This is a genomic window from Bacillus cereus group sp. MYBK79-1, assembly GCF_051915365.1.
Taxonomy (GTDB): Bacteria; Bacillota; Bacilli; order Bacillales; family Bacillaceae_G; genus Bacillus_A.
Genome location: NZ_JBQAEO010000007.1, coordinates 177,961 through 193,338, shown reverse-complemented (window position 1 = coordinate 193,338; position 15,378 = coordinate 177,961). Strand labels below are relative to the sequence as shown.

Here is a 15,378-nt window from a genome sequence, read left to right as displayed (position 1 = left end):
ATACATATGGAAAACGCCTTTACACTACTGTTTGAGACAATTGAAGAACGAAAGGGAAATCCACTTCCTGAATCATATACAAATTACTTGTTTTCAAAAGGGGAAGATAAAATTTTAAAAAAAATTGGTGAGGAATGTTCGGAAGTAATTATCGCATCTAAAAATAATGATAAAGAAGAATTAGTGAAAGAAATGGTGGATGTATTGTATCACTGCTTCGTTCTATTAGCTGAAAAAAATATATCATTAGAAGATGTTATGGAGGAAGTGACAGAAAGAAATGGGAAGCTTTCGAGAGTAGGGGACAGAAGAGACATAGATACATTATAAGGGGGGAATATAGATGAAGATGGATTATCACATTCATTTAGAAGAAGGGCCGTATTCAATAGGATGGCTAGCTAAAATAAATGAAGCATTACAACATTATGAACCGCTTAAAGAAGAAAAACATTCTATGGAATGGCTTGTGAAAACACAAGAACGGCTGCAAAGACGTGTGAAAGAAGGGCCATTTACAACGAAATGGATTGATTTATATTTAGAAGAAGCTTTGCGAAAAGGTATAAAAGAAGTTGGTATTGTCGATCATTTATACCGTTTTTATGAAGCGAAAGAATACTATGAAAGATATGTCGATATTAGTGATTCGAGGCTGGGGCGTTTACAGAAGGAATGGTTAGACCAAGTAAGGGTAGCGTCACTACATGATTTTACAAAGGCAATTGAAGAGGCGAAAGAACGATGGAGTAAACGAGGTGTGACGCTAAAACTTGGAATTGAAGCGGATTATTTTATTGGTGGTGAACAAGAATTACAATCTTTACTCGCATTAGGAGACTTTGATTATGTAATTGGTTCCGTTCATTTTTTGAATGGCTGGGGATTTGATAATCCAGATACGAAAGAATATTTTGAGGAACATGACTTAAATGCTTTATATGAAACGTTTTTCAACACGGTTGAGTGTGCAGTTCGCTCTGAATTATTTGATATTATAGCTCATCTTGATAACATAAAAGTATTTAATTATCGGTTAGATGAGAATGAACAACTTTCGTATTATAAGGAAATTGCACGTGCATTAGTAGAAACAAATACGGCAACGGAAATAAATGCAGGATTGTACTATCGCTATCCTGTACGAGAAATGTGTCCGAGTCCGCTATATTTACAAGTATTAGCTAAGTATGGCGTTCCAGTTACTCTCTCCTCAGATGCTCATTATCCGAATGATTTAGGAAAATATGTGGCAGAGAATATAAAGACATTGCGTAATCATGATATTACTCATTTAGCTACATTTACGAAACGAGTCAGAACGATGAGGTTACTGGAAGAAGAAGTGAAAATTTCAAAATAATCACGATTTTTTTGATGAAAACCTTCTTTTTTGTTCAAAATAAGAAAGAATAAAAAGGAGGGTAAGAAATGGCGAAACAACAAAATAAACAAAATGTACAAGGTGCACAGCAACAAGCGTATACTTCTGAAACGAATGCTACATCTCAATCCGTTATTGAGGAACAAATTAGTGATACAGTTGCAGAAGGAACGATCGATGTGAAGCTTGGAAAAGAATCGCAAGAAAAAGCGTAAGAAGAGGGGAGAGATGAATCTCCTCTTTTTTTATGGGAAAGTGTCGATTTTGAAAACTATAATCAAATTCCTTGGTTTTTATATGCGGATTTCTTACAATGAAAGATAAGAGGTATCTTATTTTCTATAGAAGAGGTGTTAGTAGTGGCAAAAATATTAGTAGCAGGAAAAATTCCAGCAATCGGATTAGAACTATTAAAGGATCATGATGTAGAAATGTACGATAAAGAGGCATTAATTTCTTTAGATGAATTAGCAGAGCGTGTAAAAGATAAAGATGCATTGTTAAGCCTACTTTCTACAAAGGTGACAAAAGAAGTGATTGATGCGGCACCTAATTTAAAGATTGTTGCAAACTACGGCGCTGGTTATGATAATATTGATTACTCGTATGCTGGGGGAAAAGGGATTGCGGTAACGAATACACCGAAAGTATCAACTGAAGCTACTGCAGAATTAACATTTGCACTACTTTTAGCAGCTGCGCGTAGAATTCCTGAAGGTGATACGTTATGTCGTACAACTGGATTTAATGGATGGGCACCGTTATTTTTCTTAGGTCGCGAAGTACATGGTAAAACAATTGGAATTATTGGTCTTGGAGAAATCGGAAAGGCAGTTGCAAAGCGTGCGAAAGCGTTTGGAATGAATGTTTTATATACAGGACCAAATCGAAAGCCTGAAGCTGAAAGTGAACTGGAAGTAAAATATGTAACATTGGAAGAATTATTACAAACAGCAGACTTTATTACAATTAATTGTGCTTATAATCCGAAATTGCATCATATGATTGATGAAGAACAGTTCAAAATGATGAAGAAAACAGCGTATATTGTAAATGCTTCACGTGGACCAATTATGCATGAAGCGGCACTTGCTCATGCATTAAAAACGAATGAAATTGAAGGAGCAGCTCTTGACGTGTTTGAATTTGAACCGAAAATTACAGAAGAGCTAAAAGGATTAAAGAATGTAGTACTTGCTCCTCACGTAGGAAATGCAACGTTCGAAACGCGTGATGCGATGGCTGAAATGGCAGTGAAAAATATTTTAGCTGTATTAAACGGTGAAGAGCCAGTAACACCTGTAAATCAAAAGGTATTGATTACAAAATAAAGTGAAGCTTTAATGAGAGCGGGCATCCCCCTCTCATTATTAGCCTACATCAATCGGACTTTTATGGCATAAAAAGAAACCTTCCGGAATCGGAAGGTTTTTCTTATTTTTCTTTATTTGCTCTTTTAGATGGTCTTTGTCTAAGAAATTGAGATAGCATATACAAAATATATAGTGGAATAGCAATGAATAAGAAAACAGAAAAGTTACCGATCCCTGTTTGGTACATTGTGATAATGCTTCCAACTAAAAATAGTGTAATAATGATGCTATATCGTGGAAGTGGTACATCTTTTAAACTTGGGATACGAATGCGGCTCACCATTAAAAATGCGAACGTTACAAAGACTGTAATAAGAACGATTTTTGGAATGGTATGTGAAAATAATGTTAAGAAAGCAACAAGCCCTCCCGCTGCTGTAATCGGTACCCCAGTGAAATATTTCATTGAAGTAGAAGATGGTGTTACATTAAATCGTGCTAAACGATATGCTCCGAAAAGAGGGAATAGTCCCGCTATGTATAATCCGATGATTCCATAATTGGAGAAAGATGTGTAATACATAAGAACAGCAGGTGCTGCACCAAATGTTACGACATCTGCAAGTGAGTCAAGCTCTTTTCCCATTTGTGAATCAACGCGTAATAAACGAGCAACCCGCCCATCAAGACTATCTAACATCATCCCGATAAGTACTAAAATAGCAGCTGATTTATAATATCCTAAAGATGCATAGCCGATTGACAAGAATCCACTATATAAATTTCCGAGCGTAAATAAGTTTGGAATAGCTGCTCTATACAAAATCTGATCCCTTGCTTTCTGTAATAAATTCTTAATTAGTGTATGAAAGTTTACTTATTTTATCATACCATAAATTTCTTCCTCATACGAAAAAAATTCCCAATTTGTGAAAGATTTCATAGAAGAATGATTTGAAAAATAAGTGAAAAAAGAAGCAACTTTTATAAAGTTGCTTCGTGTATTATTCAAATTTCGTTGTCATCGTTCCAGTTTTATACCGATTGTTAGGGTCGAAACGTAATAAATCTCCATAAATGAGTTTGTCGGAGAGTTTCAATTCATTTTTTGCTTTTTCAATATTCGGCTGGCATAATGAAATGTCCGCTTCTTCACCTGTATTTCGTTTATAGCACATGTTTTTTGTATACACATAATCTTCTGAAACGAAGCTACCATCACGCATTACCATAAGTGGGTCTTCTTCTTTAATGAATAAGTCAGTTCCAAATTCAACGGATTGATTTGTTTTAATACCAAGTAAATGAAGTAGCGTTGGTTTAATATCAATTTGACCAGATACTTTAGAAATGACTTTTCCTTCTTGACCAGGTACATGAATAATGAGAGGGACGCGTTGTAATTGCATAGAATCAAACGGTGTAATAGCGTCTTTCCCAAGGAACTGAGCCATTGCTGCGTTATGGTTTTCAGAAATACCGTAATGATCTCCGTAAATGACAATAACGGAATTATCATATAGTCCTTCTTCTTTTAATTGTTTAATAAATCGTTTAAGAGCTTCATCCGTGTAACGAACAGTTGGGAAGTAACGGTTTACAACACCACTTTCTGAATTGAACTCATCAATATATTGGTCTTCTGGATTTAGAAGAAACGGAAAATGGTTTGTTAAAGTAATGAATTTTGTATAGAACGGCTGTGGTAAAGATTTTAGCTTTGGAATAGATTGTTCAAAGAACTCTTTATCTTTTAACCCCCAACCGACAGACATTTGTTCTGTGCCTACGTAATCATTTAAATTAAAGTAGCGATCATATCCAAGTGCAGGATACATTACATCACGATTCCAAAATGTTTTATCGTTTGAATGGAAGACAGCAGAAGAATATCCGTATTTCTTTAACTGTTCTGGTGTAGCAGTATATTCATTTGTTGCGTGAGTAAAGAATACAGAACCGCGGTCTAACGGATAAAGTGAATTTTCAACGATAAATTCTGCATCAGAAGTTTTGCCTTGTCCTGTTTGATGATAGAAGTTATCGAAATAAAAACTATCTTTAATAAATTCGTTTAAAAATGGAGTAATTTCTTTTCCATTTATTTTTTTATTAATAACAAAACTTTGTGTAGATTCCATGGAAATCAAAATGACATTTTTACCTTTTGCAGCTCCAAATAAGTTTTTATCAACTTGCTTATCTTTTGAGTCTGTATAGTTTTTAATTTCAGAGAACCCGTCACCACTTGCAAATACACGTTCAGCTGAAGATTTAGATTGAAGTGTAATATCAAATAGATGATATGTGTATAAACCTAAATTTTTCACGACAGTTTGACGATCAAATGAGCGTGAGAACATTTGTGGTTTGTAAATAACGGAAACGAAAATTTGCAAGGTTAATAATGCTGTTACACCGCCAAAGAAAGTTCGCTTTTCTGTGCGGGAAAGTGGTGATTTATCACAAAATGATGGGAATTTACGTGAAAGAAACATTAAAATAATCGCGTCTGCAAATAAAAGTAATGTTTTATACGTAAAGAGTTCTTTTATGCTTGTCCCTAAATCAGCCATATTATTTGTTTGAAATAATACTGGGAACGTAACGAAATCGTTATAAAACCCATAAAACATTGCATTTCCAAATAAAATGAATGATAGTACAAAACTAATTCCAACTATAATGCGGTTTCGGTGTTTAGATGCAAATAAAGCAAAACCGAAAAATAAAAGTAACGCAGCTAGTGGATTAATAAAAAGCATAAATTCTTCAAAGAAATTATCAATTTTAATATCAAATGCTAGCTTGTACACGATATATGTTTTTATCCATAATAAAACGACTGCAACGAGTGCAAATCGCAGTTTTGGAAACAGATGTTGTAGCATAATATACTCCTCTCCTAAAAAGCATGACAGTTCTTGTGAGCCGATTTGATTAGCGTCTCATTTTATATATACGAACAGTCCTTTATTATTATGTTTATTATACTATGAGTATCATTATACGAAAATAAAAGAGAGTTGTGGACTTTTTTATAATAATTGAGTAGAAAAAGGGCGGTAGGAGACAATAAAACGGAGTTTCTATGTATGATTATTATCGTGCGCAGAAAGAATCGTGTAACAATACGGAGGTTATAATGCGAAAGTTATTGTATTTTATAGTATGCAGTAGTGTTATACTTTTTGCTTCGCCAAGTGTTTCAGTAGCCCAATATGATGCACCTCTTATGGAAGATGCCCTTTATTCTGTTTTATTTCCGAAAATAAATAAAGCAATTGAAAAACAATATGGAAGCTTGAAACCTTATCAATGTCCTAAAATTATTAGTTTAAAAAAAATGTATAGTGGTACATATTTATTTCGAGCGAGTATTGAAGTAACGAAGTATGAACGAGTTGCTGGGAAAATTGCTCCACCATTTGAGAAGGTAACGATTACTTTTAATAACGAAGAAGGCGAATGGGAAGTAACAAAGATTTTAGTAAAGCGCTTACCAAATGATATAAAACTAAACTGTAAAAAAACAATATAAAAAATTGTTTGACAAATAAAATGGTCCTTTGGTATTGTTAATAGCAACAATTAGATGTTTGAAAATTAAATAGACTTACCTCATCTACTCTCAAAGGTAGAGGCCGCGATAGGAAAGAGTAAGCTATGGGAGATTGAATGGAATCTGTGATCATAGGTTGAAAGGGACTATTGCCGAAATATAAGAATAACCATCTTATTCATATATTGGGACTGCATTGAATAAATGTAGTACTGTCATAAGATTTATTTTATGGAGAGCTATTTGGAGATGTTGATGCGGTTTCTTATTTTGAGGAGATAACAACTCGTTTATTTTTTCAATATATATTTTTCCTAATAAGAAACGCGTGTGAACATTGTTCCGCGCGTTTTTTGTCTATCTAAAAGCGTGCTGCAATGAATAGAAGATTGGGGTTATGAGTTTTAGAGGAAATAAGGGAGGAATTCAAATGTATTTACACGGCACAAGCCGAATCAATGGGCAAGGACACTTAGAAATTGGAGGGTGCGATACGACGCAGCTAGCAAAACAATACGGAACACCACTTTATGTATACGATGAAGAGTCTATTCGAGGAAAGTGCCGCGCGTTTCATCGTGCTTTTAAAGAAAGTGGTTTCTCTTACCAAGTAGCATATGCAAGCAAGGCGTTCTTGTGCATGGAGATGTGCCGAGTGGCTCGTGAAGAGAATATGTCATTAGATGTCGTGTCTGGAGGAGAATTATATACTGCGCTTCAAGCAGGATTTCCAGCATCGCGCATTCATTTTCACGGCAATAATAAAACAGAAGAAGAGATCGTGATGGCTCTTCAGGCGAATATTGGTTGTTTTGTCGTCGATAATTTCTTAGAGTTAGAAATTTTGCATGATTTAGCAGTGCAACATGGGAAGTTTGTGAACATATTAATTCGTGTAACGCCTGGAGTAGAGGCGCACACACATGAATATATTACAACAGGTCAAGAGGATTCTAAATTTGGATTTGGTGTGTCAAATGGTCAAGCGATGCAAGCAATTGAGCGTGCTTTACAAAAATCAAATTATAACGTGCTAGGAATTCATTCACATATCGGATCACAAATATTTGAAACGGCTGGATTTGTTCGAGCGATTGAAGTTCTTCATCAATTTTTAGAAGAAGTGAGAGAAAGAGCGAACTATGTAGTAAAAGTATTAAACGTGGGCGGAGGATTCGGAATACGCTACACAGAGTCAGATACACCATTAACTCTTGAGACATATGTGCGGGCTGTAACAAGTGCAGTGAGAGAACAATTTACAGTATGTAATTATCCCTTGCCAGAAATATGGGTTGAACCAGGGCGTAGTATTGTAGGTGATGCTGGAACGACACTTTATACAGTTGGATCTGTGAAAGACATTCCTGGTATTCGGAAATATGTATCTGTGGATGGTGGAATGACTGATAATTTAAGACCTGCTTTATATAACGCTCGTTATGAAGCGATGTTAGCCAATCGAGGGAACGATGAGAACGAGGAAGTTGTTTCGATTGCAGGGAAATGTTGTGAGAGTGGAGATATGTTAATTTGGGATATCACTTTACCGAAAGTTGCTACTGCCGATTTATTAGCAATTTCTTGTACAGGAGCATACGGGTACTCGATGGCGAATAATTATAACAGGATTCGTAGACCAGCTGTCGTCTTCGCGAAAGGTGGCACATCACAAATTGTTGTAGAGCGCGAAACATATGAAAATATTATTGGGAACGATCGCATACGTATTAAAGAATTAGTTTAAATGGGAAAAAGGAGTTGTTCAGATGGGCAATTCCTTTTTTGTAAAATAAAATAATTAAAATATATCGGAAAACTAGGATTGAAAAAAATCTGAATTGTGATAAAATACAAATACAAAGCTTATCAAGAGAAGCGGAGGGAACTGGCCCGACGAAGCTCGGCAACCTGCTTATAGAAAGCAAGGTGCTAAATCCAGCAAAATGGAATCCATTTTGAAAGATAAGGTAAAATATATTACCGAACAGTCTTTTCGAAATGGGAAAGATTTTTTTTATGAATAAAAAGGGGGGCTGTTCGCGTGAGCGTACGGGAACATTTTGAGGAAGTATCTGAGAAGATTCAAGCGATGCTTGCTGATATGAAATATGGTTCAATTACAATTGTTGTGCAGGATGGGAAAGTCATTCAATTAGAGAAAAGTGAAAAAGTACGTTTAAAGTAAAAAGCGCTGACTAGAAAAACTAGAGGCGGTTTTAACCTATATCATTAGGTTAAAACCGTCTTTTTGCTTTTACAGGGGGAAAGAACATGTTGACGTATGAAACGTGGGAAGAAAATAATGTTTCATTTCCAGAAGAAGATGAAACGAAAGGCGCGCTATCTGTATTAAGTTGGGCTTATAAAGAATATAAAAGTGAAATTGTATACGCATGTAGCTTCGGAGTGGAAGGGATGGTATTACTGCATCTTATAAACCAAGTAAATCCATCTGCTAAAGTTGTATTTTTAGATACAAATGTTCATTTTCAAGAAACGTATGAATTAATTCAAAAAGTACGGAGGCGATTTCCTTCATTAAATATTATAGAAAAACAGCCGGAACTTACACTTGATGAACAAGCGAAGTTGCATGGTGAGAAATTATGGGAAAGTAATCCGAATCTCTGTTGTAAAATTAGAAAAATTTTACCGTTAGAAAAATCATTAGCAGCGGAAAAAGCGTGGATATCGGGCTTAAGGAGGGAACAATCAGAAACACGTAAGTATACAAAGTTTATAAATCAAGATCATCGTTTTCAATCTATTAAAGTTTGTCCACTCATTCATTGGACGTGGAAAGAGGTATGGCGATATGTATACAAACATAGCTTGCCGTATAACCCGCTGCATGATGTTGGATATCCAAGTATTGGGTGTGAGAAGTGTACATTACCTGTAGGTGAGGGTGGCGATTCGAGAGATGGTAGGTGGGCCGGGAAAGTGAAAACAGAATGTGGTCTTCATTACCAATAAGATGAATTTGAAAATAAAGCTAAGAGAGGAAATAGAAAATGAGTACAAGAAACGAATTAATAAATCGTATAGACGAGACTTACGACGTATCACAAATCGAAAAAGAAATTGAATTAGACAACATTGCATTAAGTGATTTAGAGCTATTAGCGACAGGGGGATATAGCCCACTTACTGGTTTTTTAGGAAAGAAAGATTATGATTCAGTCGTAGAAACGCTTCGTTTAGTTAACGGGAGTGTTTGGAGTATACCGATTACGTTACCAGTAACAGAAGAAGTAGCAGAGAGTCTGAAAGCTGGAGGGGAAGTAAAGCTCGTTAATGGTGGCAATGTATATGGTGTCATTCAAATAGAAGATATTTTTGTGCCTGATAAGGAGAAAGAAGCGTTACTAGTGTATAAAACGACGGATGAGGCTCATCCTGGAGTGAAAAAATTATACGAACGACCGAACGTTTACGTTGGAGGAGCTATTATTCTTACAAAACGTTTTGAAAATAATCCGTTTCCTTCTTATCATTTAGATCCAATTGAAACGAGAGAAGAATTTAAAAAACGTGGTTGGAAAACAGTAGTCGGATTCCAAACGAGAAATCCGGTACATCGTGCCCATGAATATATTCAAAAATCTGCTCTTGAAATTGTAGATGGTCTCTTTTTAAATCCACTCGTTGGGGAAACGAAGTCAGACGATATTCCTGCTGATGTAAGAATGGAAAGTTATGAAGTATTACTTCAAAATTATTATCCGAAAGATCGTGTCTTTTTAGGTGTATTTCCTGCAGCAATGCGTTACGCAGGACCGAGGGAAGCGATATTTCATGCGCTAGTTAGAAAGAATTTTGGATGTACTCACTTTATTGTAGGACGCGATCATGCAGGGGTAGGAGCTTATTACGGTACTTATGAAGCACAAGAAATTTTTACAAACTTTACAGTGGAAGAGTTAGGAATTACACCGTTATTTTTTGAACATAGTTTTTACTGCACGAAATGTGAAGCGATGGCTTCGACGAAAACATGCCCGCACGGCAAAGAAGATCATGTTATTTTATCGGGTACGAAAGTAAGAGAGCTATTAAGAAACGGTGAGGTTCCGCCAAGCACATTTAGTCGTAAAGAAGTAGTAGAAGTACTAATTAAGGGTTTGAAAAAAGAAGTAGTAACAGAATAGGGAGAGAATGAGATGGATACAAATATTACTTGGCATACAGCATCTGTTTCAAAAGATGAGAGAAGAGTAAGAAATGGGCATCATAGTTTTGTAGTTTGGTTTACTGGTCTATCAGCTTCAGGTAAATCTACGGTAGCGAACGCGGTTGCTCGTAAACTATTTGAAAAGAATATTGGAAACTATGTACTAGATGGGGATAATATACGCCACGGTTTAAATAAAGACTTAGGTTTTTCTGAAAGTGATCGTATGGAAAATATAAGACGGATTGGTGAAGTGGCGAAGCTATTTGTAGATCAAGGTACTGTTGTTCTTACAGCGTTTATTTCACCATTTCGAGTAGACCGAAAACAAGTTAGAGATCTATTAGCTGCAGATGAGTTTATAGAAGTGTTTGTAAAGTGTCCAATTGAAGAGTGTGAGAAGCGTGATCCGAAAGGGCTTTATAAAAAAGCGAGACAAGGTGATATTAGAGAGTTTACTGGTGTTGATTCACCGTATGAGGAACCAGAACAAGCAGAATTAATTGTAGAAACGCACAAGTATTCTATTGAAGAATGTGCAGAACAAATCGTGAAGTACTTACAAGAGCGTAGTTTTATCCCGCTATTTGCCGGGAAGTAAAACTCCCATCTCAAAATTTGGCTAGGGCAAAGAAGTTAGGTGGGAGATGAACTGCCAGTAAATGTCCGATTGGTTAAGGCTAATAATCAGTGGGGGGTGAACACCCCAACTGATTAAAGTTTCACTTTAAATAGGGGGATTAAAAAATGAGTTATGAAAAAGTATGGGCTAACAATGAAAAATTAAATCAGACTGAGAAAAATAAATTAAAAAAAGATGGATTGGAAATCTTTAATGATATTCCTTACTATGCGGAGAATGGATTCGAATCTATTCCGAAAGAAGAGTGGGACGCATTCAAATGGGCAGGGTTGTATTTACAAAGACCGAAAGAAGCTGGTTATTTTATGATGCGTGTAAATATTCCATCGGGGATTATTACGAACGCGCAGGCAGAAGTGCTTGCTTCTATCGCTGAAGATTATGGGCGTGACGTAATAGATATTACGACAAGACAGGCGATTCAGTTTCACTGGTTAGAAATTCATCAAATTCCAGATATTTTTAAAAGATTAGCAAGAGTTGGGTTATCTTCAGCAGGGGCGTGTGGTGATATAACGCGTAATATTACAGGGAATCCACTTGCTGGTATTGATGCAAATGAACTGTTTGATACAACTGGTATTGTGAAAGAGGTATATGACTATTTCCAACATAATGAAGAGTTTTCTAACTTACCACGTAAATTTAAAATGTCTATTAGTTCTAACATTTATAATTCAGCAAACGCAGAGATTAACTGTGTTGCATTTACACCTGCTACGAAAGAGATAGATGGTGAGAAAAAAGTTGGTTTTCATATAAAAGTAGGAGGTGGATTATCAGCTCGTCCATATTTAGCTGATGAATTAGATGTATTCGTTTTACCGGAAGAAGTGAAGGCGGTATCGATTGCGATTGCTACGATATTCCGTGATTTTGGATACCGTGAAAAACGTCATTTAGCTCGTTTGAAATTTCTTGTTGCAGACTGGGGAGCAGAGAAATTTAAAGAGAAACTAATAGAGTATACGGGACCATTACAAAGTAAAGGAGAAAGTGCTCTTAAAGGCTGGAATGCGGGATACTTTTATGGTGTTCAAGATCAAAAACAAGATGGACTAAAATATGTAGGTTTTAATGTGCCGGTAGGACGTCTACATGCAAAAGAAATGTTTGAGATTGCAAAAATTGCTAAGAAGTATGGAAATGGACAGATTCGTACATGTAACTCGCAAAACTTCATTATTCCGAATGTTCCGCCAGAAAATGTAACGGGTTTACTAAATGAGCCATTGTTTGAAGCAATATCAGCAAGTCCAAAATCATTTATTGGTCATGCGGTTTCCTGTACTGGTATTGAATATTGCAATCTTGCATTAGTAGAAACGAAAGAAAGATTACGTAAAATCGCCGAATACTTAGATACACAAATTGCACTCGATGTTCCGGTTCGTATTCATATGGTAGGATGCCCGAATTCATGTGGTCAACGTCAAATTGCTGACATTGGATTACAAGGGGTGAAAATGAAAACGAAGGAAAAAGGGATTGTTGAGGCATTTGAAATATATGTAGGTGGAACGTTGTTAGATGGCGGTGCTTACAATCAAAAATTAAAAGGAAAAATAGATGGTGAGGATCTACCTGATGTACTTGCATCATTTATAAGTTATTTCAAAGAGAATAAATTACCAGCTGAAACGTTTTATGATTTTGTCGGTCGTATCGGTGTAGAGACATTACAAATAGCGTTAAATAACGTGTTAGAAGAAGTAATAGCGTCTTAGGAGGGACAATATGGATTTATATCGATTTGAAGCTGTGTTAGTAAATAGTATTGTTCCGATTGTTGTTGTTGCTCAAAGTGAAGAACAGGCGTTTAAGCTCGCGGAGATGGAGCTTGAAAAGCATTTTTTACCGCTGCCAGAAGTAAAGGAGATTTCTCTATTTGAAAAAAAGAAGATTCGAAAAGGGGCGGCTTTTGTTATTCATGAGTAGGGAACAGGTAATAGGAAATAATGAAAACTTCCATTCGTATATAAGGATGGAAGTTTCACTTTAATAGTAGAAATGAGGAGAGATGATGGGGAAGGTTTATATCGTTGGAGCAGGTCCTGGTGATCCAGATTTAATTACTGTGAAAGGATTGAAATGTATTGAGAAAGCAGACGTTATTTTATACGACCGTCTCGTAAATAAAGAGTTGCTTTCCTATGCAAAGCCTGAAGCGGATTTAATTTATTGCGGAAAACTCCCAAATTATCACACGATGAAGCAAGAGACAATTAACACGTTTCTTATTAAATATGCGAAAAAAGGAAAAGTTGTAACGAGGCTTAAGGGCGGCGATCCATTTGTATTTGGGAGAGGGGGAGAAGAAGCTGAAGCGTTAGCGAAGCAAGGGGTACCATTTGAAATTGTTCCTGGTATTTCAGCTGGAATAGCTGCTCCTGCTTATGCTGGTATTCCAGTGACACATCGTGATGCAAGTGCAAGTTTTGCTATTGTGACAGGGCATAGGAAAGAAGATGCTGAAGAAGAAGTGAAGTGGGAACATTTAGCGAAAGGTGTAGAGACTTTAGCTGTATATATGGGGGTTAGCAATTTACCCTACATATGTGAGCAACTGATGAAGCATGGAAAAGATAAAAGTACACCTGCTGCTATTATTGAGCGAGGAACGACGTCTATGCAGCGCACAGTTGTTGGGACGTTAGGAACAATTGTAGATGTTGCCAAAAAAGAACAAATTCAAAATCCGAGCATGATTGTAATTGGAGAAGTGGTCCGTTTTAGAGAAAAAATCCATTGGTTTGAGAAACAGACAGAAAGTACGTATCAAGTAAGTGGAGTGTTGTAAAATGAAAGCCATCTTATATATATGTCATGGAAGTCGTTTGAAAGCAGCCAAAGAAGAAGCGGTTGCATTTATTACGTCATGCATGAACCGTGTAGAGGCAAGTATTCAAGAAGTTTGTTTTTTGGAGTTAGCGAGTCCGACTATTGATGAAGGGTTCCGTACATGTGTGAAGCGTGGTGCTACAGAGATTATTGTTATTCCAGTTTTTTTATTAGCGGCAGGTCATGTGAAAAAAGATATCCCGTTTGCATTGGAGAAGTTAAATAATCAATTTTCGAATGTTAAAGTGACCTATGGTAACCCGTTTGGTGTATCAGAAACACTTGTTAAATCGGTATATAGCGGAAGTGGTATTGAAAAGGAAGATAAGAATGAAGTGACGCTACTTCTCGTTGCCAGAGGGAGCAGTGATCCTGACGTAATACGAGATATAAACTGGATCGCTTCTTTATTTCAAACGGAAGAGAGAATTAAAAAAGTAGAGGTTTGTTATTTAGCGGCTGCCGATCCGAAATTTGAGGAGAAGTTAAAGGAAGTTGTAGAACGAAAAGAAAAGAACATCGTTGTGCTACCTTACTTGTTATTTACAGGTTTACTTATGAAACATATTGAAAAAGAAGTAAGCCAATATGAGTCGGACGAGATAAAAATAAGTCCGTATTTGGGAAAGAATGAAGCGTTTCAGTATATGTTAATTCAGAGAACGAAGAAGTTATTGAAGGGAGATCAATATGTATCCACTTACAGTGCGAGTTGAGAAGAAACGTGTTGTTGTCATTGGTGGAGGGAAAGTCGCGGGATTTAAAATTATTCCTTTATTAAAACAAGGTGCGGATATAGTTGTGATAAGTCCTGAATTGGATGCGAATTTAGTAAAACTAGTGGAAGAAAAGCAAATTCGTTGGTATCAAAGGGAGTATGAAAAAAGTGATATTAAAGACGCTTTTTTAGTCGTTGCAGCGAGTAGTGATGCCGTATTAAATGAACAAATAGCTGAAGATAGCGCAGAAAATCAATTAGTAAATGTTATTACGAACCCGGAAAGTGGTAATGTTCATTTTCCAGCAGCGATTCATCGTGGATTACTGAATGTGGCTGTTTCTACTGGAGGAGCGAGCCCAAAACTTGCAAAAAAAATTCGTGATGATATTGCAAATAAATATGATGAGGCGTATGAATCATATCTTGGTTTTTTATATGAAGTTAGAATAAAAGTGAAAGAATTACAAATAGAGAAAAGGCAGAGAAATATATTGTTGCAGGAGGTATTAAAGTCGATATATGTTCAAGATGAACAAAAAAGAGAATTATTTTTACAAGAATTAGAGAGAAGAGTTCATATAGGATAATGAATAAATTGTACTTTACAACTATAAAAATATAATTTATAATCACAAGTAACTTCAATAGATGAAATCGATGAGCAAGAAGAGTATGTATATTTGATACGTTCAGAGAGCTGGGATAAGGTGTGAGCCCGGTACGATAAAATATACAGA

Annotated in this window: 17 protein-coding genes, 2 riboswitches and 1 other annotated feature (1 of these 20 only partly in view); of the genes, 15 read left to right on the top strand and 2 right to left on the bottom strand. The window is 36.1% G+C overall.

Going from position 1 to position 15,378, the window contains the following annotated elements; genetic code table 11:
• Positions 1 to 6 precede the first annotated feature (6 nt).
• The 4 genes from hisE (at position 7) to ACTFOB_RS14315 (ending at position 2,715) form a co-directional block, all read left to right on the top strand.
• A complete protein-coding gene (hisE, locus tag ACTFOB_RS14330) occupies positions 7 to 330 on the top strand; it encodes a phosphoribosyl-ATP diphosphatase (protein WP_151631136.1) in 324 nt (107 codons plus the stop codon).
• A gap of 13 nt (positions 331 to 343) precedes the next feature.
• The gene (locus tag ACTFOB_RS14325) at positions 344 to 1,363 is read left to right on the top strand and encodes a histidinol phosphate phosphatase domain-containing protein (protein WP_440025255.1); all 1,020 of its coding nucleotides are present in this window, start codon (positions 344 to 346) and stop codon (positions 1,361 to 1,363) included.
• Positions 1,364 to 1,431: 68 nt separating this feature from the next.
• Positions 1,432 to 1,599, top strand: coding sequence for a YozQ family protein (locus ACTFOB_RS14320; RefSeq protein ID WP_001118881.1), 168 nt, complete (start codon positions 1,432 to 1,434; stop codon positions 1,597 to 1,599).
• A gap of 144 nt (positions 1,600 to 1,743) precedes the next feature.
• A complete protein-coding gene (locus ACTFOB_RS14315) occupies positions 1,744 to 2,715 on the top strand; it encodes an NAD(P)-dependent oxidoreductase (RefSeq protein WP_440025254.1) in 972 nt (323 codons plus the stop codon).
• Between the two features lie 103 nt (positions 2,716 to 2,818).
• On the opposite strand, the gene pssA is transcribed toward ACTFOB_RS14315, so the two are convergent.
• Both pssA and ACTFOB_RS14305 read right to left on the bottom strand, forming a co-directional pair.
• Positions 2,819 to 3,520: a CDP-diacylglycerol--serine O-phosphatidyltransferase gene (gene pssA, locus ACTFOB_RS14310; protein ID WP_151631133.1), complete on the bottom strand. Its 702-nt coding sequence runs from the start codon at positions 3,518 to 3,520 to the stop codon at positions 2,819 to 2,821.
• Positions 3,521 to 3,701: 181 nt separating this feature from the next.
• Positions 3,702 to 5,588, bottom strand: a complete 1,887-nt coding sequence (locus ACTFOB_RS14305; RefSeq protein ID WP_440025252.1) for an LTA synthase family protein — start codon at positions 5,586 to 5,588, stop codon at positions 3,702 to 3,704.
• A 254-nt stretch (positions 5,589 to 5,842) separates the two neighbouring features.
• Here ACTFOB_RS14305 and ACTFOB_RS14300 point away from each other — a divergent pair, with 254 nt between their 5' ends.
• The 11 genes from ACTFOB_RS14300 (at position 5,843) to ACTFOB_RS14250 (ending at position 15,228) form a co-directional block, all read left to right on the top strand.
• On the top strand, positions 5,843 to 6,238 hold the full coding sequence (locus ACTFOB_RS14300) for a DUF3888 domain-containing protein (RefSeq protein WP_440025251.1): 396 nt from the start codon (positions 5,843 to 5,845) through the stop codon (positions 6,236 to 6,238).
• A gap of 89 nt (positions 6,239 to 6,327) precedes the next feature.
• Positions 6,328 to 6,509, top strand: a riboswitch (Lysine riboswitch).
• Between the two features lie 180 nt (positions 6,510 to 6,689).
• Positions 6,690 to 8,006, top strand: coding sequence for a diaminopimelate decarboxylase (lysA, locus tag ACTFOB_RS14295; RefSeq protein WP_440025249.1), 1,317 nt, complete (start codon positions 6,690 to 6,692; stop codon positions 8,004 to 8,006).
• 116 nt (positions 8,007 to 8,122) lie between these two features.
• Positions 8,123 to 8,231, top strand: a riboswitch (SAM riboswitch).
• A gap of 72 nt (positions 8,232 to 8,303) precedes the next feature.
• Complete coding sequence (locus tag ACTFOB_RS14290) at positions 8,304 to 8,447, top strand: YezD family protein (RefSeq protein ID WP_000116163.1); 144 nt, start codon at positions 8,304 to 8,306, stop codon at positions 8,445 to 8,447.
• A gap of 86 nt (positions 8,448 to 8,533) precedes the next feature.
• Complete coding sequence (locus ACTFOB_RS14285; RefSeq protein ID WP_440025247.1) at positions 8,534 to 9,238, top strand: phosphoadenylyl-sulfate reductase; 705 nt, start codon at positions 8,534 to 8,536, stop codon at positions 9,236 to 9,238.
• A 38-nt stretch (positions 9,239 to 9,276) separates the two neighbouring features.
• Positions 9,277 to 10,413 (top strand): sulfate adenylyltransferase, encoded by a 1,137-nt coding sequence (sat, locus tag ACTFOB_RS14280; protein WP_440025245.1) that lies wholly within the window; start codon positions 9,277 to 9,279, stop codon positions 10,411 to 10,413.
• A gap of 12 nt (positions 10,414 to 10,425) precedes the next feature.
• On the top strand, positions 10,426 to 11,037 hold the full coding sequence (cysC, locus tag ACTFOB_RS14275; protein WP_440025243.1) for an adenylyl-sulfate kinase: 612 nt from the start codon (positions 10,426 to 10,428) through the stop codon (positions 11,035 to 11,037).
• A gap of 146 nt (positions 11,038 to 11,183) precedes the next feature.
• Positions 11,184 to 12,806, top strand: a complete 1,623-nt coding sequence (locus ACTFOB_RS14270) for a nitrite/sulfite reductase (RefSeq protein ID WP_440025241.1) — start codon at positions 11,184 to 11,186, stop codon at positions 12,804 to 12,806.
• Positions 12,807 to 12,816: 10 nt separating this feature from the next.
• On the top strand, positions 12,817 to 13,017 hold the full coding sequence (locus ACTFOB_RS14265; RefSeq protein WP_000366917.1) for a DUF3906 family protein: 201 nt from the start codon (positions 12,817 to 12,819) through the stop codon (positions 13,015 to 13,017).
• Positions 13,018 to 13,102: 85 nt separating this feature from the next.
• The gene (cobA, locus tag ACTFOB_RS14260) at positions 13,103 to 13,879 is read left to right on the top strand and encodes a uroporphyrinogen-III C-methyltransferase (protein WP_098130899.1); all 777 of its coding nucleotides are present in this window, start codon (positions 13,103 to 13,105) and stop codon (positions 13,877 to 13,879) included.
• Between the two features lies 1 nt (position 13,880).
• A complete protein-coding gene (locus ACTFOB_RS14255; RefSeq protein WP_440025240.1) occupies positions 13,881 to 14,636 on the top strand; it encodes a sirohydrochlorin chelatase in 756 nt (251 codons plus the stop codon).
• Entirely contained in the window at positions 14,611 to 15,228 is a 618-nt protein-coding gene (locus ACTFOB_RS14250) for an NAD(P)-binding protein (protein ID WP_440025239.1), read from the top strand. The genes ACTFOB_RS14255 and ACTFOB_RS14250 overlap by 26 nt, the downstream gene beginning before the upstream one ends.
• A gap of 61 nt (positions 15,229 to 15,289) precedes the next feature.
• Positions 15,290 to 15,378: a binding site (T-box leader), on the top strand (it continues 160 nt past the right edge of the window).

Excerpts from the sequence above, each read along its gene's own strand:
- sat (WP_440025245.1), top strand. The coding sequence starts at position 9,277 with ATGAGTACAAGAAACGAATTAATAAATCGTATAGACGAGACTTACGAC.
- ACTFOB_RS14285 (WP_440025247.1), top strand. The coding sequence starts at position 8,534 with ATGTTGACGTATGAAACGTGGGAAGAAAATAATGTTTCATTTCCAGAA.
- ACTFOB_RS14255 (WP_440025240.1), top strand. The coding sequence starts at position 13,881 with ATGAAAGCCATCTTATATATATGTCATGGAAGTCGTTTGAAAGCAGCC.
- ACTFOB_RS14250 (WP_440025239.1), top strand. The coding sequence starts at position 14,611 with ATGTATCCACTTACAGTGCGAGTTGAGAAGAAACGTGTTGTTGTCATT.
- ACTFOB_RS14305 (WP_440025252.1), bottom strand. The coding sequence starts at position 5,588 with ATGCTACAACATCTGTTTCCAAAACTGCGATTTGCACTCGTTGCAGTC.
- ACTFOB_RS14300 (WP_440025251.1), top strand. The coding sequence starts at position 5,843 with ATGCGAAAGTTATTGTATTTTATAGTATGCAGTAGTGTTATACTTTTT.
- ACTFOB_RS14320 (WP_001118881.1), top strand. The coding sequence starts at position 1,432 with ATGGCGAAACAACAAAATAAACAAAATGTACAAGGTGCACAGCAACAA.
- cysC (WP_440025243.1), top strand. The coding sequence starts at position 10,426 with ATGGATACAAATATTACTTGGCATACAGCATCTGTTTCAAAAGATGAG.
- ACTFOB_RS14325 (WP_440025255.1), top strand. The coding sequence starts at position 344 with ATGAAGATGGATTATCACATTCATTTAGAAGAAGGGCCGTATTCAATA.
- hisE (WP_151631136.1), top strand. The coding sequence starts at position 7 with ATGGAAAACGCCTTTACACTACTGTTTGAGACAATTGAAGAACGAAAG.
- ACTFOB_RS14270 (WP_440025241.1), top strand. The coding sequence starts at position 11,184 with ATGAGTTATGAAAAAGTATGGGCTAACAATGAAAAATTAAATCAGACT.
- ACTFOB_RS14265 (WP_000366917.1), top strand. The coding sequence starts at position 12,817 with ATGGATTTATATCGATTTGAAGCTGTGTTAGTAAATAGTATTGTTCCG.
- lysA (WP_440025249.1), top strand. The coding sequence starts at position 6,690 with ATGTATTTACACGGCACAAGCCGAATCAATGGGCAAGGACACTTAGAA.
- cobA (WP_098130899.1), top strand. The coding sequence starts at position 13,103 with ATGGGGAAGGTTTATATCGTTGGAGCAGGTCCTGGTGATCCAGATTTA.